The 26,052-nt window shown below is 69.7% G+C and carries 22 protein-coding genes, 1 tRNA gene, 3 pseudogenes and 1 CRISPR repeat array; of the genes and pseudogenes, 11 read left to right on the top strand and 15 right to left on the bottom strand.

Going from position 1 to position 26,052, the window contains the following annotated elements; translation table 11 throughout:
- From AB0399_RS19710 to AB0399_RS19700, 3 genes are all read left to right on the top strand, one after another.
- The coding region (locus tag AB0399_RS19710; RefSeq protein ID WP_366412187.1) for a lactate utilisation protein LutB domain-containing protein at positions 1-369 on the top strand (369 nt) is incomplete at its 5' end.
- A complete protein-coding gene (locus AB0399_RS19705; RefSeq protein ID WP_366412186.1) occupies positions 366-1,139 on the top strand; it encodes an LUD domain-containing protein in 774 nt (257 codons plus the stop codon). The genes AB0399_RS19710 and AB0399_RS19705, both read left to right, overlap by 4 nt.
- 39 nt (positions 1,140-1,178) lie before the next feature.
- A complete protein-coding gene (locus AB0399_RS19700; RefSeq protein WP_366412185.1) occupies positions 1,179-1,727 on the top strand; it encodes a GNAT family protein in 549 nt (182 codons plus the stop codon).
- A gap of 7 nt (positions 1,728-1,734) precedes the next feature.
- On the opposite strand, the gene AB0399_RS19695 is transcribed toward AB0399_RS19700, so the two are convergent.
- The 4 genes from AB0399_RS19695 to AB0399_RS19680 form a co-directional block, all read right to left on the bottom strand.
- Positions 1,735-1,986, bottom strand: coding sequence for a hypothetical protein (locus AB0399_RS19695; RefSeq protein WP_366412184.1), 252 nt, complete (start codon positions 1,984-1,986; stop codon positions 1,735-1,737).
- Positions 1,987-2,056: 70 nt separating this feature from the next.
- Positions 2,057-3,076 carry a LacI family DNA-binding transcriptional regulator gene (locus AB0399_RS19690; protein WP_328460872.1) on the bottom strand — a complete coding sequence of 340 codons (1,020 nt, stop codon included), beginning with the start codon at positions 3,074-3,076 and terminating at the stop codon, positions 2,057-2,059.
- Positions 3,077-3,497: 421 nt separating this feature from the next.
- On the bottom strand, positions 3,498-5,399 hold the full coding sequence (locus AB0399_RS19685) for a tetratricopeptide repeat protein (RefSeq protein ID WP_366412183.1): 1,902 nt from the start codon (positions 5,397-5,399) through the stop codon (positions 3,498-3,500).
- 273 nt (positions 5,400-5,672) lie between these two features.
- The gene (locus AB0399_RS19680; protein ID WP_366412182.1) at positions 5,673-6,698 is read right to left on the bottom strand and encodes a class I SAM-dependent methyltransferase; all 1,026 of its coding nucleotides are present in this window, start codon (positions 6,696-6,698) and stop codon (positions 5,673-5,675) included.
- A 48-nt stretch (positions 6,699-6,746) separates the two neighbouring features.
- Here AB0399_RS19680 and AB0399_RS19675 point away from each other — a divergent pair, with 48 nt between their 5' ends.
- The gene (locus AB0399_RS19675; protein WP_366412181.1) at positions 6,747-7,325 is read left to right on the top strand and encodes a helix-turn-helix domain-containing protein; all 579 of its coding nucleotides are present in this window, start codon (positions 6,747-6,749) and stop codon (positions 7,323-7,325) included.
- Positions 7,326-7,355: 30 nt separating this feature from the next.
- Here AB0399_RS19675 and AB0399_RS19670 read toward each other — a convergent pair whose 3' ends face one another.
- Positions 7,356-8,030 (bottom strand): histidine phosphatase family protein, encoded by a 675-nt coding sequence (locus AB0399_RS19670; RefSeq protein WP_366412180.1) that lies wholly within the window; start codon positions 8,028-8,030, stop codon positions 7,356-7,358.
- Positions 8,031-8,223: 193 nt separating this feature from the next.
- Between AB0399_RS19670 and AB0399_RS19665 the strand changes: the two genes are divergently transcribed.
- The 3 genes from AB0399_RS19665 to AB0399_RS19655 all read left to right on the top strand — a co-directional run bounded on the left by AB0399_RS19665 (position 8,224) and on the right by AB0399_RS19655 (position 10,518).
- On the top strand, positions 8,224-8,811 hold the full coding sequence (locus tag AB0399_RS19665) for a PadR family transcriptional regulator (RefSeq protein WP_366412179.1): 588 nt from the start codon (positions 8,224-8,226) through the stop codon (positions 8,809-8,811).
- The gene (locus tag AB0399_RS19660; protein WP_366412178.1) at positions 8,804-10,450 is read left to right on the top strand and encodes an FAD-dependent monooxygenase; all 1,647 of its coding nucleotides are present in this window, start codon (positions 8,804-8,806) and stop codon (positions 10,448-10,450) included. The genes AB0399_RS19665 and AB0399_RS19660 overlap by 8 nt, the downstream gene beginning before the upstream one ends.
- Before the next feature lie 5 nt (positions 10,451-10,455).
- Positions 10,456-10,518 (top strand) — tRNA-Ser (locus AB0399_RS19655).
- Positions 10,519-11,394: 876 nt separating this feature from the next.
- Here the strand turns inward: AB0399_RS19655 and AB0399_RS19650 are convergent.
- Together AB0399_RS19650 and AB0399_RS19645 are read right to left on the bottom strand one after the other, a co-directional pair.
- Positions 11,395-12,770, bottom strand: a pseudogene (locus AB0399_RS19650) (IS1380 family transposase).
- 148 nt (positions 12,771-12,918) lie between these two features.
- Positions 12,919-13,727 (bottom strand): IS5 family transposase gene (locus tag AB0399_RS19645; protein ID WP_366412177.1). Its coding sequence is split into 2 segments (ribosomal slippage): positions 12,919-13,377 and positions 13,380-13,727, totalling 807 coding nucleotides; the frame shifts between segments, so codons are not numbered across the junction.
- Positions 13,728-14,855: 1,128 nt separating this feature from the next.
- Between AB0399_RS19645 and AB0399_RS19640 the strand changes: the two genes are divergently transcribed.
- Positions 14,856-16,448, top strand: a complete 1,593-nt coding sequence (locus tag AB0399_RS19640; protein WP_366412176.1) for a DNA-directed RNA polymerase subunit alpha C-terminal domain-containing protein — start codon at positions 14,856-14,858, stop codon at positions 16,446-16,448.
- Between the two features lie 363 nt (positions 16,449-16,811).
- Here the strand turns inward: AB0399_RS19640 and AB0399_RS19635 are convergent, their stop codons facing one another.
- The 5 genes from AB0399_RS19635 to AB0399_RS19615 all read right to left on the bottom strand — a co-directional run bounded on the left by AB0399_RS19635 (position 16,812) and on the right by AB0399_RS19615 (position 19,130).
- Positions 16,812-17,069 carry a hypothetical protein gene (locus AB0399_RS19635; protein ID WP_366412175.1) on the bottom strand — a complete coding sequence of 86 codons (258 nt, stop codon included), beginning with the start codon at positions 17,067-17,069 and terminating at the stop codon, positions 16,812-16,814.
- Between the two features lie 172 nt (positions 17,070-17,241).
- Positions 17,242-17,946 (bottom strand): hypothetical protein, encoded by a 705-nt coding sequence (locus AB0399_RS19630; RefSeq protein WP_366412174.1) that lies wholly within the window; start codon positions 17,944-17,946, stop codon positions 17,242-17,244.
- Between the two features lie 44 nt (positions 17,947-17,990).
- Positions 17,991-18,329 (bottom strand): hypothetical protein, encoded by a 339-nt coding sequence (locus AB0399_RS19625; protein WP_366412173.1) that lies wholly within the window; start codon positions 18,327-18,329, stop codon positions 17,991-17,993.
- The gene (locus tag AB0399_RS19620; protein WP_366412172.1) at positions 18,326-18,625 is read right to left on the bottom strand and encodes a hypothetical protein; all 300 of its coding nucleotides are present in this window, start codon (positions 18,623-18,625) and stop codon (positions 18,326-18,328) included. Before AB0399_RS19620 ends, AB0399_RS19625 begins: the two co-directional genes overlap by 4 nt.
- Positions 18,612-19,130 carry a bifunctional DNA primase/polymerase gene (locus AB0399_RS19615; protein ID WP_366412171.1) on the bottom strand — a complete coding sequence of 173 codons (519 nt, stop codon included), beginning with the start codon at positions 19,128-19,130 and terminating at the stop codon, positions 18,612-18,614. The genes AB0399_RS19620 and AB0399_RS19615 overlap by 14 nt, the downstream gene beginning before the upstream one ends.
- 245 nt (positions 19,131-19,375) lie before the next feature.
- Between AB0399_RS19615 and AB0399_RS19610 the strand changes: the two genes are divergently transcribed.
- Positions 19,376-20,143, top strand: a complete 768-nt coding sequence (locus AB0399_RS19610) for a hypothetical protein (protein WP_366412170.1) — start codon at positions 19,376-19,378, stop codon at positions 20,141-20,143.
- On the opposite strand, the pseudogene AB0399_RS19605 reads toward AB0399_RS19610, so the two are convergent.
- A pseudogene (locus AB0399_RS19605) lies at positions 20,092-21,023 on the bottom strand (IS5 family transposase). The gene AB0399_RS19610 and the pseudogene AB0399_RS19605 sit on opposite strands and share 52 nt — an antisense overlap.
- Before the next feature lie 50 nt (positions 21,024-21,073).
- Entirely contained in the window at positions 21,074-21,424 is a 351-nt protein-coding gene (locus tag AB0399_RS19600; RefSeq protein ID WP_329372171.1) for a hypothetical protein, read from the bottom strand.
- Positions 21,425-21,481: 57 nt separating this feature from the next.
- Between AB0399_RS19600 and AB0399_RS19595 the strand changes: the two are divergent.
- Positions 21,482-22,106 (top strand): annotated as a pseudogene (locus AB0399_RS19595) (hypothetical protein); the annotation flags it as partial.
- A gap of 576 nt (positions 22,107-22,682) precedes the next feature.
- Here AB0399_RS19595 and AB0399_RS19590 read toward each other — a convergent pair.
- Positions 22,683-23,303: a hypothetical protein gene (locus AB0399_RS19590; protein WP_366412169.1), complete on the bottom strand. Its 621-nt coding sequence runs from the start codon at positions 23,301-23,303 to the stop codon at positions 22,683-22,685.
- A gap of 732 nt (positions 23,304-24,035) precedes the next feature.
- On the opposite strand from AB0399_RS19590, the gene AB0399_RS19585 reads away from it, so the two are divergent.
- Positions 24,036-24,602, top strand: coding sequence for a hypothetical protein (locus AB0399_RS19585; protein ID WP_366412168.1), 567 nt, complete (start codon positions 24,036-24,038; stop codon positions 24,600-24,602).
- 402 nt (positions 24,603-25,004) lie between these two features.
- Positions 25,005-25,829: direct repeats of the CRISPR family, unit length 28 nt; unit sequence GGGACCATCCCCGCGGGTGCGGGGAGCA.
- Positions 25,830-26,052: the final 223 nt, after the last annotated feature.

The raw sequence follows: 26,052 nt of genomic DNA, 5'->3' as shown, positions 1-26,052 counted from the left end.
CTCCCCTACGCCTCCACCCTCTGCGGCGCCTGCTACGACGTCTGCCCCGTCGCCATCGACATCCCCGAAATCCTCGTCCACCTCCGCGAACGCGTCGCCGAGCAGGGCGAGGGGCACCGCGCCGAGCGGGCCGCGATGCGGGCGGCGACCTGGCTGCTGGACCATCCGGCCGCCCTGTCGGCCGTCGAACGCGCCGCGTCCGCCACGCGCGGGCTGCACCCCGCCCGGCTGCCGCTGCCCGGCCCCGCGAAGGCGTGGAGCGACGCCCGCGACCTGCCCGAAGTGGCCGCGGAGCCGTTCCGCGCCGGCTGGAAGAAGGCCCGGGGTGCAGGCGGCGCCCCGCGGAAGGACAAGGACACCCCCCGATGACGCACCCGGTACACCCGGCACACCCGGCACACCCGGCACACCCCGCCGGCCCCGCGGGCTCCTCGGACCCCGCCACCCCTTCCAGCCGGGACCGCATCCTCGCGCGGGTCCGAGCCGCCCTCGCCGACCGCCCCGGCTCCACCGCCAAGGGCGCCGAGGGCGCCGTGCCCGCCGACCCGCCCATCCCCCGCGACTACGCCCGCGCGCACGTCCCCGACGACCCCGCGGCCCTCGTCGACCTGCTCGCCACCCACCTCGCCGACTACCGCGCCCACGTCCACCGCTGCACCACCGCCGACCTGCCCCGTACGATCGCGGAACTGCTCACCGCACACGGCAGCCGCACCGCCGTGGTGCCACCCGGACTGCCCGACGGATGGCTGCGGGCCGCCGCGGACGTCACGACGACGATCGGCGGCGACGACATCACCGCCGTCGAACTCGACCGCATCGACAGCGTCGTCACCGGCTGCGCACTCGCCATCGCCGAGACCGGCACCGTCGTCCTGGACGCGAGCCCCGACCAGGGCCGGCGCGTGCTGACCCTGGTGCCGGACCACCACGTGTGCGTCGTACGGGTACCGGAACAGGTGGTCGCCTCGGTGCCGCAGGCACTGCCCAGGCTCGACCCGGTCCGCCCGCTGACCTGGATCTCCGGCCCCTCGGCCACCAGCGACATCGAACTCGACCGCGTGGAAGGCGTACACGGCCCGCGTACGCTCGACGTCGTCCTGGTCGCCCCGGACGACGCGGAGCAGCCGGGGGCCTGAGCGCGCCGCCTCCGGGGCGGCGGAAGGGAGTGCCGCACGATGGGCCGTTCCACGCCGGTCGAGCCGCCGCGTACGCCGCTGACCGACGGCACCGTGACCGTACGGCTCAGGCGGGAGTCGGACATGGACGCCATCGCGGCGGCGAGCCACGACGCCGAGACGCGCCGCTGGCTGGACGACGGCCCGATGGACGCGGAAGCGCGGCGCACCGGCGTGGCGCGGGTCGAGGCGGCCTGGCGCAGCGGGCGGGCGGCTCCGTCGGTGATCGCGGACGCGGTCACGGACGAGCCGGTCGGCATCGTGAACCTCCAGTTCCGCGCCGACGACGTGGCCTCGGTCGCCTACAGCGTCTTCCCGGCCCACCGCGGCCGCGGCATCGCGCCGCGCGCCGTCCGCCTCGTGACCGCCTGGGCCTTCCGCGACCTCGCCCTCACCCGGCTCCTGCTGGAGGCCGACGAGGCGAACGCCGCGTCGGTGCGGGTCGCCGAGAAGTGCGGCTTCCGCCGCGTGGGCACCCGCACGTCCCCCGCCCCCGACGGCACCACCCCGCACCCCACCGCCCTCTTCACCCGCACCACCCCGAACTGACCCGGCGTCAGCACGGCACGTCCACGCCGTACGTCCTCAACTCCTCGACGGCGGCGCGCAGGCAGCGATCCACCGTGTCACCGTCGGCGCGCACGCCGTGCGGGAGCGGGCCGCCGCTCGCGAAGAACGTCCACGCCGGCCGGCCGTCCCGCAGCCGCTCGGCGTCGAGGCGCAGCCCGGCGCCCACGCCCTGCTCGCCGAGCCACTCCAGGATCAGGAGGGCCACGTCCTCGATCCCGCGCTCCGGGTCCGACTTCACCCACCGGCCTTGGCGCGACGGCACCGTCACGCGCTCCCCCGCGCCGGGGCCCACCTGTTGCCGGCTCCGGTCACCGCACCGGCAGGCTGGAGCCGCGGACGACCAACTCGGGGAGCAGGACGGCACGTTGGTGCTGGTGCTGGGCGGCGCGGGGTCCGGTCTCCTCCAGCAGGAGTTCCGCGGCCATCCGGCCCATCTCGGCGGCCGGCTGCCGTACGGAGGTGAGGGGGACGACCGCGGCCGCGGCGAACTCGATGTCGTCGTAGCCGACGATCGCCAGGTCGCGCGGGACGGCGATACCCGCGGCGTAGACGACCTGGAGGACGCCGAGGGCGAGCAGGTCGTTGGCGCAGAACACCGCGGTGGGGCGCTGGGCGAGGCCGAGCAGCCGGGAGGCGGCGTCGCGGCCGGCGGCGACGTCGAGCCGCTGCGCGGGGATCTCCAGCAGCGCCTCGGGGCCGAGCCCGGCCTCGGCGAGGGCCTGGAGCATGCCGACCCGGCGGTCCTTGACCTGCTGCAGGTGCGGCGGCCCGCTGATGTAGGCGATGGTGCGGTGCCCGGCCGAGACCAGGTGGCGGCCGGCCAGCGCGCCCCCGATCGTGTCGTCGACCGACACCGAGCACCCCTCGGCCTCGCCGGTGCCCCGGTCCACCAGGACGAACGGCACGTTCTGCTGCCGGAGCAGGTCCAGGCTGGCGCCGGTCGGGTCGGCCGGGGTGAGCAGCACCCCGCGCACCCGCTGCTCCGCGAAGAGGGACACGTACGTCGCCTCCTCGGAGGCGCTCTGGCCGCTGTTGCAGAGCATCACGCCCAGCCCCGCCTCGCGGGCCGCGGACTCCGCGCCGCGCGCGACGTCCACGAAGAACGGGTTGCCCATGTCGAGGACGAGCAGCGCCATGATCCGGCTCTGGCCGGCCCGCAACTGGCGGGCCGACTCGCTGCGGACGTAGCCGAGTTGCTTGATGACGCTCTGCACGCGGTCCCTGGTCTCCTCGGAGACCAGGTCGGGACGGTTGATCACGTTGGACACCGTGCCCACCGACACGCCGGCCTGCCGCGCCACGTCCTTGATCCCGACCATTCGCACCATGTTCTCCTCAAAGGGGCTCTCCGCACCGCCGGACCGCAATGTACTGAACGGGTCGGAGGTTTCCCCATTGAAACAGTTCACTCGGCCCCGCCGCACCAGAGGGCGGCCCCATCCGGGCCCCGGCGCCGCCAGCCGGGCCGCGGCGGGCCCGGGAGGGTGCACGGCGTGGCTCCCGCGCGACGCGTCGACCGATTGAAACTATTCAACCCACGTCGCCGACCCTAGGGCCGGCCCCGGCGGACGTCAAGCCTCGCGCCGGACGTACGCCCCCATACCCGCCGCAACCGAGAGGGGTACGGACGAGGGGGCCCACCGTACTCCGATTAGATGCATTCAATACCGCCACCGGTCCCGCGCTCGCTCCGCCCCTGCTCCCGCCCCCGCGCTCGTTCCGCCCCCCGCACCCGGCCCCGCACCCGCACTACCCGCTCTTACGCCGCGGCCGCTTCCCGAACAACGCCCTTGCGGGCCTCGTCCACGGGGCCGCCCGGAGGTTCCGCCGCGCGCGGCGCGCCACCTCGGGATCGATGCCCGGGCAGATCAACACCAGTGCGGCGAGCGGGTCGTGGAGTCCGGTGGGCCGCTTGCCGAGCGCCGCGGCGGCCTCCTGGTAGCGGCGGGCGATGGCCTCGGCGATCTCCGCGCGCTGCTCGGGATCGCGCCACGCGGCGACGCACAGGGCGAACGCCGCCGCGTCCACGGTCCAGTCGTCGGGCCCGAAGAGCAGGCGCAGCAGCAGGGTGCGGCGGGTGGAGCCGGCCCACGGCTCCTCCGCTCGGTGGTGCAGGATGCCGACGCACACCCACACCTGGGCGAACCGCTCCCAGTACAGCGGGTGCTCACGCTGGAGCTCCCTCCAGTTCGGGTCCCGCGGCGGCGGCATGTGGGCGAGCAGGCCCAGCAGGTCGGCGCAGTCCAGCTCGGCGAAGGCCGCGGCGCGGTCGTACGCGATCAGCGGCTCGGCCCAGACTCCGCCGGCGACCTGGTGGACGAGGGCGACCGCCGCCGGAGAGGGCGGCGCCGCGGCCGCGACGGGCTCGGTGCCCCGGTAACTCCACAGCGGCGGGCCGAAGTCCGTGCGGACGGGGAGGCGCGGGTCCGGTTGCGGCCAGCGCGAGAGTGTCGTCGTGGGCGCGGGAAAGCGGGCACGGCAGAGGGCTGTCGGCGTCGGCGCTTCGAGGGCCGTCACCGTCGCCGTGACACTGGTCACCAGGCTGTGCGACTCCTCGATCCCGGTCAAGTACCCGTAGGCGCTGCACACGGCTTCGGTCGGCGGGGGGACGATCCGCAGCCACATGCCGTCTTCGCAGGCGCGCTCCACGCAGGTGCGGAGGTAGCCCACCTCCGGATGGGCCACGGCGAGATCGATCAGGGTCGTCAACTGCGCGGTGTCGCCGCCCCTTCGGGTCTTCCGGCCGGCTCGGTACCGGGCCGCGAGGACCGCCGCGCGGTACTTGGCGCCCGTAGGGTCGGCCGCCGAGGGTCCGGCCGCCACCGCGCGTTCGGCCCAGCGCAACGACTGCGCGACGTCACCCTGGTCGAGCGTGATGTCCGCGAGGTCGAGCAGGACGTCGGCGTTGCCGGGCGCGAGCGCGACGGCCCGCTTCCACACCTCGATCGCACGCTCCGGCTGCCCGGCGCCGCGGTGGGCGGAGCCGAGCAGGATCAGGGTGAGTTGAGTCGCCCGGCCGTCGGCCTGCACCTCGCGTTCCTCGGCCCGCAGGCACCAGGTGACCGCTTCCTGGTGCGCCCCGAGCCGTCTGGCCAGCGCGGAGAAGGCGCGCAGGCCGCCCGCGTCGCAGTCCGGCCGGGCCGCCGCCTCGCGGGCCAGCGCCAGCCACGGGGCCAGCGCGGCCGCGACCTCGGGCGGCGCCGGGTCCTCGACGGCCCCCCAGACGGCGCTGACCGCGCCGCCGACCGCCGGAAGCGGCAGCGAGCCGCCGAGCTCCGGGCTGAACCAGGGCGCCGCGGCCCAGGGCCGCTCGGGGTGGACGGCGACCACGGAAGCGAGCAGTTCCACCGCTTCGGGCACCCGCCCTTCCTCGGCGATCAGCGCGATAGTCGCCGCCGCGTTCCCCGGGAAGACCGTGGTGCCGTCACCCTTGAACAGTTCCCGCGCCGCCTCGGACGATCCGGCGGCCACCACGATCTCGTCCAGCGCGGTGTACGCCGATGCGAGGCCCGGGTCGTGGAACAGCGCCCGGCCGAGATGGACCGCGGCGTGCGGGAGGTCCCCGGCGACCAGGAGCGCGCGGCACCGCCCTACGTCCGCCCCGGCCCGCGCCCGTCCGGAGCCGCCTCTCGCGCCCACACCCGTGTTCATCCCGCCCCCTGTTCGCCCCAGCGGGCCGAACCACCCGCCGGGCCGGAGCTTAGTGCCGTGGCCGGAAGGGTTTGCCTGGTTCGCGGTGTCCGGTGCGGTGCCTCGCAAGGCGGAGGATCGTCCTCGTACCGGGCGTACTCGGACGACTCCGACAACGCGGCGAGGTGCCGTGCCGGACACCGCGAACCGGTGCGCCTTTCCGTTCACGGCCCCAGCGATCAGCACCGACACGGGGAGCGGGGGCGGAGGGCGGAGGGACGCGCGTGCGGCGGCTCAGTGGCGTTCCGCCAGCCAGACCGTGCGGGTGGTGCGGACGGTGAGGTCGCCGCGGCGCAGGAGCGCGTCGGGGCCGTCGCCGTCGAGGAGCGTGGCGAGGACGGCCAGGTCGTCGGCGTCGAGCGCGCTCCCGAGGTGGTCGCGGGTGCGGCCCAGCACGGCGTGGGCGTAACGGCCGGTGGCGGCGGGGAGCGGAGGGGCCAGGTCGATGGCGACGTGCCGTTCGGCGCGGAGGGTGAAGCCGGCCGCGGTCAGGCGGGCGCCCCAGTCGTCGCCCATGTGCGGCACGTCGTGGGCCCGGCGCTCGTCCATCGCCGTGCGGCAGCGCGCTTCCAGGCCGGTCCGGCCGAGGCCGATGTCGTCGGGGAGGAAGAGCGGGAAGGAGTCCAGCTCGACGGCCGCGAGCAGCCCGCCGGGGCGGAGCAGGGCCGCGGCCTCGGCGAGCGCGCGGCCGGGGTCGGCCATGTGGTGCAGGGACGCCGACGCCCACACCAGGTCGGCCGGGCCCGCGTCCGGCCACCTCTCGTCGAGGTCGGCCTCGATCGTACGGACCCGGTCGGCCACGCCGAGTTCGCGGGCCCGGTCCCGCAGCCGGCCGAGCATGTACGGCGAGCGGTCCAGCGCGGTGACCTCGGCGCCGTCGAACCGCCGCAGCAACGCGAAGGTGCCGGCGCCGGTGCCGCTGCCCACGTCGACGATGTGGCGCGTGGCCGGGGAGGCGGAGGCACCTGGGGGCGCGGGGGATGCGGCGATGCCGTCGGGTTCGGCGGGTTCGGCGCGTTCGGCGAGTTCGGCGATCCAGGCGGTGAGGTCGGACAGGTACGCGGCGAGGACCTCGGCGTCGAGGTCGAGCATGTCGGCGAGGGCTGCTTCGTCGTCCCCGCCGTCCCCGCCGTCCCCGCTGCCCGATCCGCCCGCGCCGCCGCCGGCATGGTGGCCGTGCGCGTGCGAGTCCGCGTGGCGGTGCGAGTCCGCGTGGCGGTGCTGGTCCGGGTGGCTTTCGGGGTGCTGGTGGTCTGCCATGCCGCCGACCCTACGTACGGATTGCGGGGACGACATATCCTCTTGCGTATGGCGCAAGACGGTCACGGGCTCGACATCCTCGTACGGCAGCGGATCAGGGGGCTGCGGACGTCCCTGGGCTGGTCGCTCGACGACCTCGCGGCGCGGTGCGAGCTGAGCCCGTCCAGCCTGAGCCGGATCGAGACCGGGAACCGGCGCATCACCCTGGAGCAACTCGACGCGATCGCGCGGGCGTTGGGGGCCAGCATCGACATGCTGGTGGAGTCCGCCGACGACGGCGACGTGGTGATCAGGCCGCAGCACAACGCCGATCGCGGCGTCACCACCTGGATGCTGAGCCGCGAGCCGGGCGCGAACGGCACCACCGTCGCGAAGATGCGGATCACCCGTCCGGTCCGGCGCGGCACCGACGCGCTGCGGGTCCACCCGGGCCGGGACTGGTTCACCGTGCTGTCCGGGACCCTGATGCTCCTGCTCGGCGAGCGCACGATCATCGTGGAGTCGGGCCAGGCCGCCGAGTTCTCCACGATGGTCCCGCACGCCTTCGGCGCGCACGGCGGCCCGGCCGAGATCATGGGCGTCTTCGACCACGACGGCCGCCGCAGCCACTTCCGCCAGTTCGGCTGACCGCCCGCCCCGAAGGGCCGCCCACCCGCCTCACTCCAGATGCGCGACGGACGCGATCTCGACGACGGAGAAGGCGGGGGCGGCGCGGATGTCGGAATCGGCAGGGACGACGTCGAGCGTGGTGATCGCGCAGGAGGGCACGCCGGCGTCCGTCAGCGCGGCCGGCACCGCGTGGTCGCCGATCAGCGTACGCAGCAGGTCCGCGGTGGCGCCGCCATGCGTCACGACGGCGATCGGGCCGGGCTCGGCGTCGGCGGACTCGAACGGCTCGGCCCGCGCCGACAGTTCAGCCCCCTCCGCCGGCTCGGCCGCCTCCGCCCGCTCGGCCGGTTCCGCCAGCTCCAGCAGGCACGCGCGCATCCGCGCCGCGGTGGCGCGGGAGGAGTCACCGCAGTCGGGCACGTGGTCCCGGTCCCGTACCGAGGCGGCCCAGTCCGCCAGGAAGGCGTCCAGCGGCTGAACCCCGTCCCCGTTCATCCGCTCGCGCAGGCGGGCGTCCTCCCGGACCTCCGGACCGGTGGCGGCGGCGAGGAAGGACGCGGTCTCGCGGGCGCGCCGCAGCGGGCTGCTGACGATCGCACGCAGCCCGACCTCCCGCAGCCGGCCGGCGGTTCGAGCGGCCTGCGCCCGTCCCCGCCCGGTCAACCCCGGCTCCCCGGGCCGGCGTTCCTTCTCCGCGTGCTGCACCAGATGGAAGACGGCCATCCCCGCAGGGTGGCGGAGCCGTACGGCGGCGGTCCACCGATATCCCGCGGGTTCCGGGGGCGGGGAGGCACGTCTCCAGCCGAACTCGGCGTATAGTCGGTTCCAACCAATCGGATACGACCAATGGACATCGACCGCGTCCGGGTCCGCGCTGAGGTCGGGCGGACCGCGTGACGACGACGGGAGGGCACCGATGACGGCCAAACGACCGGCGAACCCGCTGGCCCTGGCGCTGCTCGGGCTGCTGCTGGAGCAGCCGATGCATCCGCACGCGATGGCGGTGGAGCTGCGCGCGCGGCAGTTGGACCAGTACTTCAAACTGACCACCGGCTCGCTCTACGACACCGTGCGCGTGCTCGTCCGCGACGGCTGGATCGAGGCGGACGGCACCGAACAGGTCGGCGCCCGCCCGGCCCGCACGGTCTACCGCCACACCCCGCAGGGCCGCGGGCACTTCACCGAGTGGCTGGACGAGCTGATCCGCGAACCGGTCCAGGAGTTCCCCCGGTTCCTGTCCGCCGTCAGCTACCTCGGCGCCCTCGGCCGCGAACGCGCCGCCGACGCGCTGCGGGCCCGGGCCACCGCGCTCCGCGCCCAGGTCGAGACGCGCGAGGCCGCACACCGCGCCGCCCGCGAAGAACACGGTGCGCCACGCCTCTTCGTCATCGAGGCGGAGTACGCCCAGGCGATCGCCCGCGCCGAACTCGCCTGGGTCGAACGCGTCGCCGCCGAGATCGAGAACGGCACTCTGGAGTGGCCGGAGGTGGCACCGGATGCGTGAGGCCCCTCAGGCGCCGGCGGCCACGGAACCGGCCGCCACCGCCACCAACACCGCCACCGCCACCGCCGCTGCCACCATCAACACCGCGACCACCATCAACACCGCCACTACCGGACCGGAGTCGCGCACCGCGGTGCTCGTCGTGGGCGCCGGCCCGGCCGGGCTGACCGTGGCCTGCGAACTGGCCCTGGCCGGAGTGCCCGTGACCGTACTCGAACGGGACGCGACGCCGCCGCCCTTCTGCCGGGGCTTCAACCTCAACGCCCGCAGCCTCGAACTGCTCGACCGGCGCGGCCTGGTGGACCGCTTCCTCGCCGAGGGGCCGACCGTCACCTCGACGGTGTTCGTCGGCGGCGCCCGGCTCGACCTCGCCGCGATGGACTGCCGGCACCCGTACGTCCTGGGCATACCGCAGACCCGCGTCGAGGAACTGCTCACCGCCCGGGCCGCGGAACTCGGCGTGCCGATCCTGCGCGGCCACCGCGTCACCGGCCTTCGGCAGGACGCCGGCGGCGTGACCGTCGAGACCACGGCCCCGGACGGCCCGGCGACCTGGCGGTGCCGCTTCCTCGCGGGGTGCGACGGCGGCCGCAGCACCGTGCGCCGACTCGCGGGCATCGCGTTCCCCGGCACACCGTCGCGCCGGTTCACGCTGCTGGGCGACGTCGTCCTCGCGGACGGCGCCGACCTGCCGTTCGGCGTGACCACCGGACCGGGCGGCGCCGTCTTCGTCATCCCGCGCCCCGGATACGTACGGCTGATCACCGCCGACCCCGAGCCGCCCGCCGACCGCGACGAACCCGTCACCCTCCCCCGTTTCCAGGCGGCGGTGGACCGCGCGCTCGGCCGGCCCGCCGCGATCGCCGAGGCCCGCTGGCTCACCCGGTTCGGCGACGCCGCCCGGCTGGCCGAACGCCTGCGGCACGGACGGGTGTTCCTCGCCGGGGACGCCGCGCACATCCATCCCCCGGCCGGCGCGATCGGCGTCAACGCCGCCATCGACGACGCGATGGCGCTCGGCTGGCGTCTCGCGCTCGCCGCCCGGGACCTGGCCGACGACGGCGTCCTCGACGCGTACCACGCCGAACGCCACGCCGCCGGCGCCCGGTTGATCCGCGACACCCGCGCGCAGGCCGTACTCGGCCGGGACGACGAGGAGTTGGCGCCCGTACGCGACCTGCTCGCCGAACTCGCCACCGCGCCGGCGACAGCCGGACCGCTCGCCGAGACGATCACCGCGGTCGGCACCCGCTATCCGGTACGGCACCCCTCCGGCCATGCCTGGGACGGCCGCGCCGTCCCCGATGTACCCGCGGCCCCGGCCGGGTTGTTCGACCTGCTCGCGCGCACCGGCCGCGGCGTGCTGCTGCTGGCCCCGGGCCCGCTCGCCGAGCCGCTGCGCGCGACCGCCGCCGACTGGTCCGACCGCGTCACCCCGGCCACCACCGCCCCCAACGCGCTGCCCGACGCCACCGCCGTCCTGGTCCGCCCCGACGGCCACGCCGCCTGGGTCGCCCCCGCGGACCAACTCCCCCCAGCAGCACCCGAGTCACCGCGCGAGGCATTGAACCAGGCCCTGCGCACCACCCTCACCGCGGAGTTCGGCCCACCCTCCGCCCGGGCCGACGAGGACACGTAACTCCCGCCCACCGGCCGAACTCACGGCCCCCGGAGCCGTGTGCGCAGGTTCGAATCCTGCCGGGGGCACTTCGCAGGAAATGCCGAAAGACCCCGCCACCAGCGAAGTTGCTGGGTGCGGGGTCCTTTCATGTGCGCGGCCGGATGCGGCTGGGGGCAGCCGTCTGACGGTGATCACGTTGTCATAGCGTGTTGATCTTCGGCTGCCCGACGCAACTGACGACGAGCCTGGCCCCGCACACCTGCCCATCAGAGCACGGAGCCTCGCAGCGGTGCGAAATCGAAGCAGCCGCCCCCTCCCCGGTAGTAGTCTCCACGAACTTAGACGCCGTTTCTTATGGTCGGCTGCGGTTCGCGGGGTCCTCCTGGCAGAGGTGTGTGGGACCATTTGTGCCATGGACATCAACCGAAGGGCTCGTGCCGCGTAGGCGGCCTGGGCGTCTACGTGCCGAGCAACGACTCCGGCGCCAGCCCCCACTCCCGCGACCCGTTTTCCCGGGCCTATCCTCGATGGCCACAGCAGAGGTCGTCAGGATCGAACTCAGCCGTAACTACCTGTGGCCGGGTGCCACGTACGCAGCAGCGCTTGTCTGGAGCCGGTTCGTGCGCAGTCCGAACCGACGACTTTGGGTTCAGGACGATGAGTCCAACTGCGGCATCTGGGAGTGCTGTGGCAGTCCGTTTGAGGCTCGATACTTCTTGGAAGCCGTGATCCGTGGCATGTCTCGGCAACGACGCTCCGAACTGCGCCGTATCGTTGACGAGCTGGACGATCTCTACTAGCCTCGATCTTTCGCGACGGTCTGCCGGCGGAGTCGGTGGACCGTTTCGCTTTCGGTGGCTGGTGGTGGGCATTCCGAAGGCCCGAGAGTCGCCTCGGGTGGGCGCCGGGTTCCACTGCTCCGGGCCGGGTCCTCTTCTCGTAGGGACAGGCGGATCCGCTGGTCAGCCGGGGTTCGGCAGGAGGGCGAGCCGTTCGAGGGCGGCGGTGATTTCGGCTGTCCAGGGCCAGTGCTGGGCAAGGCGGAGGATGCGGCGCCGGCCGGTGGTGACGCGCTGGGCGGCTGCGGAGAACAGGCGGAATCGCAGTCGACGGGACTCCCACAGGCGGGCGGTGCCGGTCAGGGCGAACATGGGCATCCAGGCCAGCAGGTCCAGGGCGATCTGGACAATCTCCAGCCACACCTTGTTCTGGGCGGTGTGGTGCAGGGGCAGGTTGCGCAGTCCGGTGGCCCGGGCGGCCCGGATACGGTCCTCGGCCCGGGCCCGCAGCCGGTGACGCTGTTCCAGATCGGCGATCGGCCGATCGGAGGTGTTGGTCGCGAAGCATGTGATTCGCATGCCGTCCGCGTCGGTGATCCTCAACTGAGTACCGGGATGCGGGCGTTCTTTGCGGACGACCAGGCGCATGCCCTTCGGCCAGCCGTCCAGAAGGCTGCCGGTCAGCTCGGCAACCCAGGCCCCGTCACGGACCGTGCCGTCGGTCTCGACGGCCGGCGTCCAGGCCGAGGCCGGGATCTTCAGCACGTGTGCGTGGATGGGGTCGGTGATCACCATGCCGACCGAGTAAGACAGCCATCGGCTCGCTTGGCGAGCCAGGACACGAAGTCGTGGGTGCCGCCCGCGGAGTCCGTGCGGATCAGCGTCTGGCGCCCCCGCCGGTACTTCTTCGGCAACTGGGCCAGGGCCAACTGGGCGGTGGTGATGTGGTCGGCGGCTGTGTTCGAGCCCGCGTTTCCCGGCCTGAGCAGGGCGGCGACCGGCTCTCCGGTTCCGCCCGGGCCGTGGTCGACGAAGGCCGTCAAGGGGTGATGGCCGTAAGTTTTCTTCCAGGTCGCGGCCGCGTTTTCCTTGTCGGAGTGCGCGATCACCAGGACGCCGTCGAGGTCGACCGTGACCTGGCCGTCGGCGTCCGGGGCGTTCTTGCCCGCCAGGGACCAGACCCGGTTGCGGACGTCGGACCGTGCGGACCGGATGGCCTGCAGGGCTTTTTCGCCGGAGGCGGCGAGGGTGTCGATCAGGCGGGAGACCGTCGGGTCGGAGGCCACCGGGCCGAAGAGGGCCGCCTCACACCGCAGCATCGCGACGTCCGCGAGGCAGTCCCCGCCCAGCGCGACCGCCAGCGCCACGTCCAGCAGCATCTTGCCCGGATCGTGCACCGCCCGGGCCCTCCGCCACGGAGCCAGCGCCGCCGATATCGCGGTGTCCAAGCCGGCCTTGCGGACCGTCTCGACCAGCAGCACGCCCCCCGCCTGCGAGACCACCGTCCGGCCCCCGCCCTCGATGCGGACACGCGGGTACGACCCGATACGCTTCTTCACCTGAGAAGTGCTTCTTTCCACAGCACGATCTGGACCCTCGACAAGTCCTATCGTTCCAGGTCAGGAGCACTTCTCGCTTGTGTGATCAAGCTTCGGACAGACCGCCTCGTGAAAGCCCGAGGCTAGTGACAGCCTCGGACGGCGCCGCTCAGCAAGCCAGGCGCCGGTAGTTGATGAGTATCGCCGCGATGCCGACGAAGGCGAGGAAGTGCTCGGCTTTGTGTTCGTAGCGGCGGTGGAGCCGGCGGCAGCCGGCCAGCCAGGAGACGCTTCTTTCAACCACCCAGCGGTGACGGCCGAGCCGCTGGGAGGACTCGATGCCCTTGCGGGCGATGCGGTGGCGTATGCCGCGGGTGCGGAGCCATCGGCGCAGGTGGTCGTAGTCGTATCCCTTGTCGCCGTGCAGCTTTCCAGGCCGCCTGCGGCGCGGGCCGCGACGGGAGCGGATGGGCGGGATGCCGCGAACGAGCGGCTGCAGTCCCTGGCTGTCGTGCAAGTTGGCGCCTGAGATCCCGAGCGACAGGGGCAGCCCGTTTCGGTCGGTGATCAGGTGAATCTTCGATCCGAGTTTGCCGCGATCGGTCGGATTCGGTCCCGTCAGAGGCCCCCTTTTGTGGCCCGGACGCTTACGGAGTCGATCGCACATCGGGACCAGTCCAGCTCACCGCGCGCACCGAGTTCGTCGAGGATGACACGATGCAGCCTGGCCCGCACCCGGTCCCGGCTCCACTGAGCGAAGCGCCGGTAGACCGTGGGCCACGCAGGGCCGAACACCGGCGGGAGCTGCCGCCACGTACAACCCGACGTCGCCACGAAGATGATCGCCGCCAACGTCTCGCGGTCACCTGCTCGTCGTCGGCCCCCGCCCTGCGGACGTATGACCTCTGTGGGAGACACCACCCGCCGAAACAGCTCCCACAACTCGTCCGGCACCAGCCGCTGGACCAGGTCTGCCATACGCTGCCCAACGACCGCTCAGGCCAAAAGAAACGGCGTCTAAGACCGAACAGCCCGGGTCAAGACGATGCCTCTGGCGGGGGCGCTCCGGCTCCGGGATGGCCCCACCCCGATGGCGGCCGCGGGTTCGTCGTGGGAGAGGTGGGGGAGCTCCCATCCCACCTGCCATCGACCCAGGCAAGCCGAGCAGTCGCGGCCCAGGGCGTCAAGGTCGTTCGTACACTCCACCTTGACGCCCTGAACCACGCCCGCTCCACAGGAGTGCGGGCCGACTGCAGACGGGATGGCAACACCAGGGTGTCCATGCATGGGGTTGCGGTCAGACAGCACAATACGACCAAACTTAGTGTCCGAAGGGTCGTCATAGGCTAACGTCCTCTCCTGTGGGCGACATAGATGGAGATGCAAACACGGTAGCCAGCCGCCTCCGTAGTTTGCATTCAGCAACTGGGCAGGCCATCGAAGCGACGGTCGATTCGTACTCGACTGCGGTTGGCGAGATCATGCGACTGGACCTTGACATCGGAGTATACGAAGAGCTGCTCGCTGATCGCTCAGAGGTAGCCCAACTACGCGCAGCTCGAAGGGAACTGGGATTCGCAACTTACGCTGCGGCCTGCGGGCTCTACCGGCTCTCCTATGACAGCATTCGACTATTTCTAGAACTCGGCTTTGCATCGGTCTACTTTTCGGCAAACGAATACCTACGCAGGAAATGGCTTTCTGACCGATACGACTTTTCTTGGTCAAAAGCACTCGACGAAAACGAAGGGGTCCTATCGAACTCTTTCGTTCGGGAGTTTCGCGAGGACGCTACCGACTCAGCTCCGCATTACTCCTCGGTCGCAGCATCTAGCTACCGACACTGCTCTCAGTTCATTCACGGCAAGGCATCCCAAACAAGCCAACTACCTAACATTGTTGGGTTCTCTGCTGAAGTATTGGGCGACTGGGAAAAAACAGCAAGAAAGTCCGCAGAAGCAGTCCTATTCCTCCTGTATTGTCGTTACTCCAGAGAGATCCTCGACCGCGACGACACGGGGAGATTGCACGCCGCCATCGAGCATTCTTTTGGTCATATACCATCAGTGAGACATTCTCTAGGACTACCAGTTTAGGGGGCAGGAAATGGCCGGCGACCTTTTTTTCCGCACGGAAGACATCCGCCAAGAGGAAGTTGTCTCCTACCTCGTCGAAACACCGACTGATCGCAGTCTGATTAATGCCCTCAAAGGACGCTCACCGGTCGTCCTCAAGGGGAGTCGGGGCGTAGGAAAATCATTCCTCATGCGCGTTGCAGAGGCAGAACTGAAAGACTCATTTTCAAATACTAGAATCTTGCCCGTATATATAACGTTCGCCAAGGCTGGACTTATCCGCGCGAACACTCCGGATAAGTTTATGATTTGGATGATGTCCAAGATATGCAACGCTATCGTGCGAGCTTCTTCCTCATACGGTCTATCTTTGCCTGACGGATCGGCCATAGCCGTGATCCAGGGTGCCGTATCCACTGGGGGTTCCCAGATGGAGAAGCTAGAACTTGCCCTTGAAGAATCTTGGAAAAATCACGCGGACTCTACGGAGAGTGCACAAGTTCCGGACACCGACACCTTGCGTGACGCGATTGAAGACCTGTGTAGGTACGCAGATCTCCAGCGCATCTGCTTGTTCATAGACGAAGCAGCACATGTCTTCATCCCTGAGCAGCAGAGGCAATTCTTCACGCTGATGCGTGACCTGCGGAGCCCATTCGTTGCAGTCAAGGCTGCCGTATACCCGGGTGCCACCGCGTACGGAGATTCATTTCAACCGATGCATGATGCTTCAACTCTCAGCGTAGATCGCCTTATCACCGAGTCAGACTACGCAATGAACATGCGGCAGGTCGTGTATAAGCAGGACTCTACCCTTCGCACTTCGATTGAGCGAAACGGTGAGGTATTTGACGCCCTCGCCTATGCCGCGACTGGAAATCCGCGCACCCTGCTAAAAACCATGGATAGACCTACTCAATTCAATCGCCGCAATATTTCAGAAGTAATCAAGGAATACTACCGCGAAGAGATCTGGGCGGAACACTCAGCCCTTTCTGAGCGATACCCCGGTCATAGCGATCTGATCGACTGGGGTAGATCATTTATCGAGGGAAGCGTCATTCCAGCGCTGTATGACAGAAATCGTCACTCCAAAAGCGAGACGACCGCTCTACTCTGGATCCATCGCGACGCTCCGCAGGCCGTCAGAGAGGCATTGCGCCTTCTCTCCTACAGCGGAATACTACAAGAAGGGGTCTCAGGGATCAGGGGAACGCGGAGTCAAATCGGCACACGCTACCTGGTGAATCTCGGCTGCCTCTTCGCCCTTGATGCCGACCCGATTTCATTCGGCGGTAAGGTCCGGAGCGCTCTTTCGATTAAACGCTGGGTCGAATATGGACCCAATCACAGTGAATTCAGGCCGCTCGACAAATTTTCGCTGGGTGGTCTCGAATCCGAAGGGAACCAAGCTCTCGACGCGCAGTTGCAACGCTCGATCGATCGCCTTGATTTGAGCGAATTCCAGTTGAATAGCTTGAAAAGTTTGAACTTTAAGACTATCGGTGAAGTTCTAGGGGCCGACGAGAAAGACTTCATGCAAGCACATTATGTAGGACCGAAGAGGTCGAGAAAGATGCGCAATTCAGCAATCGCCGCAGTGCTCGAATATTTGTCCGGGTGAATTCTTATAGTTCGTGGCAGGCGGGCTTGCTCTAGCCTAGGCCGTCATCATCGCTCCACCCGAAACCGCAGCTCCCCGCGATCTCCACCAACAATCAGGGCGAGAAGACAGGTCTCGACTTGTCCACTAAAGATTCTCCGAATTTTGTTCATGACCACATTGGTGATGTGCGCCTCCACTCGAGGCCAGTCACCCCCGCAACCGTGCAGCCTCGAAGACCGCGCGGACGTCCTCGACATGACGTCCCTCCAAGGTCTCGTGAACAAGCAGGTCATGGCCCATGCGGCTGAGGACGTTGGCGCCCATGTTGGGGTCGCGGAGGCCGAGGAGGTGGCGGGGGTAGGGAGGAGCGTCCGGGCCCGCCTAGTCAAGGGAGAGGGTGCCCGTCAGGATCGCATCGGTAATCGCCAGAACCGCCTGGACGAAGTGGTCGTAGAGTCCGGCGGTCGACTCGATGCCTGGTCCGGCGTAGAGCCAGCCGGCGAGGAGCGGTTCGAGGTAGACGCCCGTGGTGTGGATGTCGGTCGGGGCGTAGTTGGTGACGAAGTCGCGGAAGCAGTCCCGGGCCTGGTCGATGTGGCCGTCGATCGGTAAGGGTGCGGGGGGGCGGTTGGCGGGCATGGGGATTCCTTGAGGTCGCAGGGGTGGTTGTCGATCAACGGCAGTGCGGGTGTCGCGGCGCGTACGGGTGTCTTGGAAGTCGAGAAGTGGGTGTCCACACGGCTCGCCGCCTCGGTGCGGGCTGCGGCGCTGGGGCGCCGGTCCCGCCCCGAGGCGGCGACCACGCATAAGGTCAGCCAGGGCGCAAGGCCCGCATGTCGATGCCAGCCGAAGCAAGCTCCGCTTCCAGGTCGACGAACGTGCAGCCGCGCAGTCCCATGGCCATCTGCGACGCCAGCACCCACGGCATCCGCACGTCACCCCGGGGCAACAGCACCTGGCCCACCGGCAGCGGTCCGGCCGGCCCCGATTCGTACAGGGCCCCGACGACACCCGCCGGTCGGGGGTCCCGGACGCGTACGGCAACGTGACCGCCACGCCGAAGGAACGGGCACATGCGGACCGAGAGGGCGGCGCACCGCAGGCACAGCGGCGGGTGCGTCGCGCCCATCTCCTCCGGCCAGCCCGGCCAGTCGTCTCGGTCATCGCCAAGCAGCCACAACACGCCGTCGTCATTACGGTCGGCTGGGCCTGCGCAGACCTGGCACAGGAGCTTGCGCATGGTGCGGCGCTGCCGGGCGGCATGGACCGTGCCGAACTTCGGACGCCCCTGCCGGGGACGGAAGACGCTGCGATACCAGAGGACCCCGTGACGGTCCCGGTCGTGCAGCGTCTCGTCGGCGTAGGCGATGCCGCGCCCACCGGGGCGATTCACGATATGGGCAGGGGGACGGCTCTCGGCTGTCCAGGAGGCGATGTACGGCACGGTGGGCTGGCCCGGCGGATCGTCAGCGGAACGCGAGCGCTCCTTGCGTGCCGGTACTGCTGTGTAGGGCATGAGGTGGCAAGTCCCTCGGGGTAGGAGGTCAACGGCCGTCTTGGTCAGGAGGTTCGGCCGGCTGGTGAGAAGAAAGCGGGCTGAGAAGCGCGGTTCGTCCCTCGGTTGTGCTGCTGGGCCATCTCTGCCGCCAGACCGGCGGCGATCAGGCGTGCCAACTCCCGGCAGACGTCGGGGCGTACGGTTCCGACGGGGACGACGCCTTGTCCGATGACGTTGACGTCGGCTTTCAGGCCAGGGACGTCGGACGCGAGGCCCGCGCGGGTGAGTTGACGGGCAAGGACCTCCGCGGCACGGCGGGCATCGGACCAGCCGCGCACGTACGGGATGCCAGGGGCGAGGGTTTCGGCCGATCGGGCGCACACACCACGCGGGTCGGTCATGTCGTCGGCTCCCCTTCCTGGGGTGCGGTGGTGGCCAGACCGAGGCGCAGCAGTTCGGCGACACGTTCGGCGGTGTGCGGGGCGATGCGGCCGAGGTCGACGTAGCCCAGGCCGAAGGCGTTCATGTCGGCCCGTAGGTACGGGAAGTCGCGGTGCAGTCCGGCGGAGGTGAGTACGTCGCGAAGCGCGGTGGTCGCGTCGCGGGCCGCGTACCACTCGGACGTGTCCAGCGGCGTCCTGTCGCCGGCCCCAAGCCGACCGAACTCGCCCGGCCCGCTTGCGTCATCGGGCCTCATGGAGTTCCACCTCCCCGAGGTGCGCAGCCCGGGCGATGAGGTCAGCGGAGGCAGCGAGCATCACGGCGAGGGCGGTCGTACGGCCCGAGGAAGGCCCGCCCTCGCCGACCGGAGGGCACAGCCACTCGTACCGGTCGCCGCTCAGCGTCAGAGGACCGGGCACGACGAGCACCGCGTCGGCGTCGAGGTACCGGAAGGCGGGTGGAGTGCTTGTCTCTCCCGCCAGTACACGGTGGAAGCTGCCACGGGACCGCGGCGGGAGCATGAACCCGATCTGCCGGGCGGCCCAGTCGGCCAGCACGGGGCCCGCCGGCATACGGCGGCGCCGGAGTTGGCCGAAGGTCTCCATTCCGAGTTCCTGGCCGACCACCAGCACCTCGAAGTGCTCCCCCACCGGCAGGGCGTAGGGTGCCCGCGGATTGTGCCGCCAGAGGTTGCGGCACTCCTCGCCGTCGACAGCGGCCCGCGTCAGCCACTGAACGCCCGATCTCGTGACCCGTTGCATGCCTGCTCCCTCCCTTCTCGTCAGGCGGCGAGAGCTGACATCCGCCGCGGTTCCAGATTCGATGCGGACGGCATGGGCAGGGCAGATGACGGCAGGTGACGGGTGATGACGAGGCGACACGCGGCGCGTCATCCCCCGTCACCGTCGACCGACGGCCAGGACACGGAATTCGGGGGTCCCTCCGGCGTCCCGACACGTACGGTGGTGGGGCAACTACATGTCATCCACGGCTGGGAGGGCGCACGATGGCGGGCGCTCCGGAGCAGATCGGCTTACGCCTCAAGGCGGCTCGCCAGCAGCGGGGTTGGAGTCAGCCCCGGTTGGTCAGCGAGTTGCGCTGCCGCGCCCAGGTGAGCGGGCAGGCCCTACCGGCCGACGCGAGCGTCAAGCGGGGGTTGGCGAGTTGGGAGAACGGGCACAGCGTGCCGGACGAGTTCTACGGTCTGCTGCTCGCGGGTGCCCTGGACCTCGGTGCGGCTGAGCTGGGCTTGTCTCCGAGCGGAGTACGGGACGGCTCGCTCGTCGAAGTGCGCTATCCCGCCATCCCCGAAGCGGCAATTTCTGGTGTCGACCAACTCTGGCGCGCCGATCTCCACGGATACGAGCCCCTTCTCCACGCCGCGCCCTCCGAACCGGCATGGAGCGACGCCTCGTTGCGCTGGAGGGTCGCCCCCGAACCGGCTCCGCTGACCGCCAACACCCGCAATGGGACACGCGTCGGGCTCACCGACGTAGCTGTGATCAAGTACACCGGCGACACCTTCGCAATGCTGGACGACCAGTTCGGCGGCGAGCACGCCCGGCATGCGGTAGTGCAGTACCTCAGCGCATGGATGTCCTTCGACGCCGGACAACTCGGCCTCGCACAGCGCTACTTCCTCCAGTCACTTCGCTTTGCCCAGGACAGCGGGGACCGCCGCCTAGGACAGCGGGGACCGCCGCCTAGGACTTGTCCGGCCGATCATGTGCGGAGCCAGATGGTGAGCGCTGCGGCGGTGGCCGTGCCTAGGTAGACGTAGCGGCGCTTGTCGTAACGGGTGGCCACCGCTCGGTGCTGCTTGAGCCGATTGAAGGCGCGCTCGACGGTGTTGCGCTTCTTGTATCGCTCGTCGTCGAAGCTGGGTGGCCGGCCGCCGCGTGAGCCCTTGCGTAGGCGGGCGGCCTGGCTGTCGGTCTTCTCCGGGATCGTGTGCCGGACGCCCCGGCGCCGCAGGTACTCACGACAGGGCCCGTTGCTGTATGCCCTGTCGGCGGCGACGCTGTCAGGCTTCTTGCGAGGCATGCCCGGCCCGAACTTCGGGACGCGGATCTTCTCCAGCACCGGCTGGAACTGGGTGCAATCCGCCCGCTGGCCTGGGGTGACGATCAGAGACAGCGGGCGGCAGCCGCCGTCCGCGCTCAGGTGGAGCTTGGTGGTGAACCCGCCCCGCGACCGGCCCAGGCCCTCACCTCCAGCACCACCTCCACCAGGCGGCCGTGCAGGCTCTGCCATGGTGTTTCGTCCTGATGTTCTGGCCCCTCGGCCCCCTTTGAAACGGGTGCCCGCGGCGGGTCGGTGCGGGCACCCGCCGCATGCTGATGGGCACGAACGATGGTTGAGTCGACCGAAACGTCCCAGTCGATCTCGCCTGCGGCGTCGGCCACGGCCTGGACCTGCTGGAGCAGACGCTCCCACGTCCCGTCGGCCGACCACAGCCGGTGCCGTTCGTAAACCGTCTTCCACGGCCCGAACCGTTCGGGCAGGTCACGCCACTGCACCCCAGTCCGCCCCCGGTGCAGAATCCCGTCGATCACCTGCCGGTGATCACGCCACCGGCCACAACGCCTGTTACTGACCGGCAGGAACGGCCGCAGCCGTTCCCACTCGGCATCACTCAGATCACCCCGCCCCATGCCCGTATCAACGGCCTGGACACGCGGCAGTCCCGTCGGCCGGACGAGTCCTAGCCGGACGGTCGGATCAGAGCAAACTGCGCACTCATGGCGGGACCAAGGTGGTCGACAAGGCCGTATCCGGGCTGGTCCGGCCACGGCAAGCTGAAGAGGAACGAGGTGACAATCACCGCGCTCACCTCAGGAACATCGCGTCGAAGTTGCTCTTCCAGGAACCGCAACGTGACTCGCCAGTCCGTCCCATCTCCTCCCAGGAACGACGCGACAGTCTCCTGAACCACATCCCAGAAGAACACGTGGGACAGGACACCGTCCTGGTTGAAGACGTGGGACTCAAACAGGCCCTCGAATCCAGGCGAGGCCGCCACCAAATCCCGCACGAGCTGAACATCCTGCTCCACAGCACCCCCCAGTGGCTCAGGATAGATCCACTCCGGCTCCGCACATGATCGGCCGGACAAGTCCTAGCCGGGATCATCCTGTCCGCGATGAGCCACCAGGCCACTTTCCTGGGGCACTTCACCCAGGCCGCAACCCTCGCTCGTGCCGTCCGCATGGGCATCTCCGGCGTTGCGACCCCGACGCTCATGGCCCAGTTCCACGCCATGGAAGCGCGAGCACTTGCCGAACCGGCGACCGGCACGCCTGCGAACTCGCCCTGGCCGAGGCCGCACGGCACCTCGACCGCCGCAACGACGGCGACGAACGCGAGTGGATCACCTACTTCGACGAGGCCGAACTCGCCGCCGAAGCCGTCCACTGCTTTCGCGACGTCAATAGCGCCCGGCAGGCTGTCGAGCACGCGCGCACGCCATGAGCGGCAGCCACGTCCGATCCGACTTCTTCGCCACCATGGAGCTGGCTGGCGCGTACCTTCGGGCCGGCGAGTTGGAGGAAGCCTGCCGTGTCACGCTGGACGCGCTGGACCTGGGCGAGCAACTGAGGTCGGCCCGGTGCGTCAGCTACCTCGCCGAGTTCCGGACCGCGCTGGCTCCGCACTCCAAGAGCAGCGCCGTCCGAGATCTGGTGGAACAGGCGGGCGAGCACCGTTTATGGCTGGCTGCCGAGGGAGAAACCGAGTGATGGGACGCTCTAAGCTCGCGGCGTCTGTCTCCGCACATCGACATTCCAGTCCTGCGGTAGCACGTGCTCGCAGAAGACACAGAAGAAGTCGCCTTCACGGACGATGTTGAGCCGCCGGCACGCCTCACAGCGTCGGAAAACCACCTCGTGGGTGAACCCGGGCGGACGGTCGAGACCCACCTGATCGAGAGCCGCCGCGACGGCCGGCCAGGACGAGACGTCTGGGCAGTACCCAGTCGACTGGTTGGTGACCTCCACCGCTCCCCAGCGGTTTCCTACCCGAGCAAAGGTCACCTCCCCGGCGCTGAGAACATCCCCACCACCCGCACAGACCACGTGCTCGCTGCGTCGCGGCGCCAGGCACAGCACCCCGTGAACATCCACGACGAAAGTGAATGGCTGTACGCGCTCGGTCGCGGTGTGCGCCGACGCCCAGTCGTCGAAGGTCTCCGCGTCAGCGATACGCCGCCCGGCCGCCGACCTTGCCGCAGGGACCAACTCAGCAGGTCCCACATATCGGTAGGAACGCCACGGGGTCGTCATCGAGAACATTCAACCTTCGTCAGTTGTGCGGCCTCAGAACACGGCCCAGTCGCGCCGGCTGCCGTTCGTCCGGATGGCCTCCACCCGTCGTACGAACTCCTCGGCGGCTCGCGACTCAGCCGCAGCCTTTCCACCCATCCACAGGGTCATCATCAGCTCGCGCACGTCGGCGAGGACCGGGTAGCCCGGCCAGTTCATCAGGTCAAAGCCGTAGTGCTTGACGTCCTCGGGTTGCACGCCGGCGCCCAGGCCCCGCAGCGACGAACGCACCTTCGCGAAGGGATCGAAGTACGGCAACTCCAGTGACTCCGGCTCCTCAAGCCAGTACAGCCGCTTGAGCAGGTCGGCGAGTTCCGTGACGCTCGCGTACTCCTCGTCGTCCTGGACGCTCTCCCAGAAGGTGACCACGCGCCCGCCCACGACAAGCGGCTGCGCCACGTCGGCCACGACCCTGTTCGCGGGGAAGCCCTCTGCCGCCAGCCATCGCGCGACACGGACGGCCCGCTGCATCTCGGCGAGGGCGTCAGGGTCGGCCGCGATACGTACGATCACGCGCAGGTCGGCACAGTTGTAGACCGCGTGGGACCCGAGCCGGACCAATCGCGCCCCCGCAGGGTCCAGCCCCGCCACCGCGCACGCTTCTTCGAGCACCACGAGGTTGCCTCCGCGGTGAAGCCCGCAGCCCCGCCATCTGACCTGCCACCGTCAGAGGCGCCGCTCGCCATACAACCGACGCTACGGCCCCCCTCCCGCACCTGACAGGTGGTTCGCGTCGTAGAAACGTGTTGATTACGCCGCCCTGAACCGCCTCACAGTCCTTCCACCCAGCTCAACAGCCGACAAACGGCAACAGCTTGCCCGCTCAAGAGCCGTGCGCCCAGGCTCGAATCGTGCCGAGCGGGACACGGCACCCGCTGCGCGCTTGCCGTGCTTCCTTCACCACCGTTCGCGCGCCTCCCGAGGCGGTTGCCCCGCTGCGATCGTGGCAGCGGAACCTGTGCCCATCGTCAGCCTGAGAGGAGCAACCGTGGGAGAGCGCCAGCCGAAATGTCACGCCCTTACGCAGAAGGGGACGAGTTGCCAGCGTCCAGCGAAGAAGGGTTCATCACGCTGCCAGGATCATCAAGGCGCGTGGTCGGCACACGAGGCGAACAAGCGCCGCGCAGCCGGCAAGAAGACCACCAAGAAGAAGCGCTGACGCATCGTTGTCGCTCTGGACAAGCACAGTCAGACTGATGGCATACCTCCCAGCGTCTCATCCGGTATCCAAGTTCGTTCCTCGATCGCTACTGAGGGAATGGTGGATACCGACCACGACCGTGAGAGTCTGCTGGAGCGGCTGAACCGGGCACTACGCCTGGCCGAGGACTTCGGCGGCCTCCAACGGTGGTGCGCCTCCTCGATCGACTCGCGGCGGTCGAACCGAGCCGCGGGGCCCACGTGTGGATTCCCGACACGAACGCGCGCCTGGCTCCGTCAACGATGCTGAGGCAGGGCTTTCCCGACGCGGATGTCCATGTCGTCGCGTCCCTGTACGGGGAGGATGCTCACCGCCGGGGTTGGCTCCGGCTGGACCGTACGCTTACGCCCGCCGAGCACTCGGCCGTCGTCGACACCGCTACGTCCTGGTCGAGGAACAACCGCTCACTGCAAGAGGTCGTGACCGAGTTCGGCCCACCGTCTGTCACCTTTGGCTCCACGGAGCCGGACCGTCCCAAGACCGTCAGCTACGCCACCTCCGACCGCGCGGCCGCTGTCGTCACCTTTCACCTCGGCTTCGCACAGCCGGAGACAGATACAGGTTCAGGCAAGGGACCATGGACCGGCCCGGCCCTGCTCACGGTCCGCGTCCACGACGACTTCTTCGGCGGATGGGAAATCACGCCAGTCGGAGAGAGTCAATTCGGCTGCGCGTTGATGCTCAGAGCCGTCGACCACGTCGTACGGGCGTAATGATCACGCCCCGCTCGCCACCAGAATCGGCTCCCGCCCAGCTCCGTGCCACGCAAACAGCAACGGCTCCCCCAGCCTCCGGAGCCGTGCGCGCAGGTTCGAACCCAGCCGTGGGCACTTCGCAGGAACCGGGCACGGCAGGCCGTCGAGCACGAGGCAATGCGATGAGCGGCAACCCCGTGCGTTCCGACTTCGTCGCCACCATGGTGCTCGCCGACGCCCACCTCCGGACCGGCGACCTGGAGGGATCATGCCGGGTGGCCCTGAATGCTCTCGACCTCGGGGAACAGCTCCGCTCGGCCCGGTGCGTGAGCTACCTCAGCGAGTTCCGTAGGGCGCTGGGCCCACACCCTGATCCCGCCGCCGTACGGGACCTGACACCCCCGCAGCTGTGGTGCCAGGAGGACCATCCCCGCGGGTGCGGGGAGCACACGTTGACCGGGCCGGCGTACGGCTGGGCGAAGGGACCATCCCCGCGCGTGCGGGGAGCACTGGAACCCGGGCCAGGCGCTGATGGTGTGGACGGGACCATCCCCGCGCGTGCGGGGAGCACAGGCCGCCCCGCACGTCGCTCAGGATCACGCTGGGACCATCCCCGCGCGTGCGGGGAGCACAGGGCCACTGGTACCACTCACGAGGTGACAGTCGGGACCATCTCCCCGCGCGTGCCGGGAGCACGCGGTGGCCGAGCGGCTTGAGGAGCCGCACCGGGGACCATCCCCGCGCGTGCGGGGAGCATATCGACGATGCCACCCTGATCTCACCGAAGGTGGGACCATCCCCGCGGGTGCGGGGAGCATCGTCTACACCGCGTGAGAGGAGGCCCCGTGCCGGGACCATCCCCGCGGGTGCGGGGAGCATCGCGGCCGCGTACTCCAGGGGGATGCCGCCGTGGGACCATCCCCGCGGGTGCGGGGAGCATCTCTCCAGCGTGGTGCCGTTGATCTTCGCCGAGGGACCATCCCCGCGGGTGCGGGGAGCATCAGGGGTTCGTCGCCGGTCCACTGCGCGGCGAGGGATCATCCCCGCGGGTGCGGGGAGCATGCTTCCTCCCGCCGGTCGGCGAGCGCGCTCTCGGGACCATCCCCGCGGGTGCGGGGAGCATCCGCATCCGGACCAGGGCACGGCGCATCCGGCAGGGACCATCCCCGCGGGTGCAGGGAACACGGAGTTCCCCTCATGTACCGCGTCACCTACCGGGGACCATCCCCGCGGGTGCGGGGAGCATACTTTCTGACCTGGCACTCTAGCGGCCGATGGGGTCGGATTCTGCAACTTCCGCCGACTCTGACATGTCAGTCATAACGGATGAAGCTTCCACATCGCCCCACGCAGGCCGAGGTTGGCGGGACGTCACTCACGCACGGCATGCGTGAAGGTCCGGGGTCTCGTACGGCACCCGCCTACGTCGTAGGGGCGTAATGATCACGCCTCGACTCGCCCCCAGCTC

Source organism: Streptomyces sp. NPDC088194 (genome assembly GCF_040702025.1).
In the GTDB taxonomy this organism is placed as follows: Bacteria; Actinomycetota; Actinomycetes; order Streptomycetales; family Streptomycetaceae; genus Actinacidiphila.
Note: the sequence above shows the minus strand (reverse complement) of the source record. Positions and strands in the feature narration are given on the sequence as shown.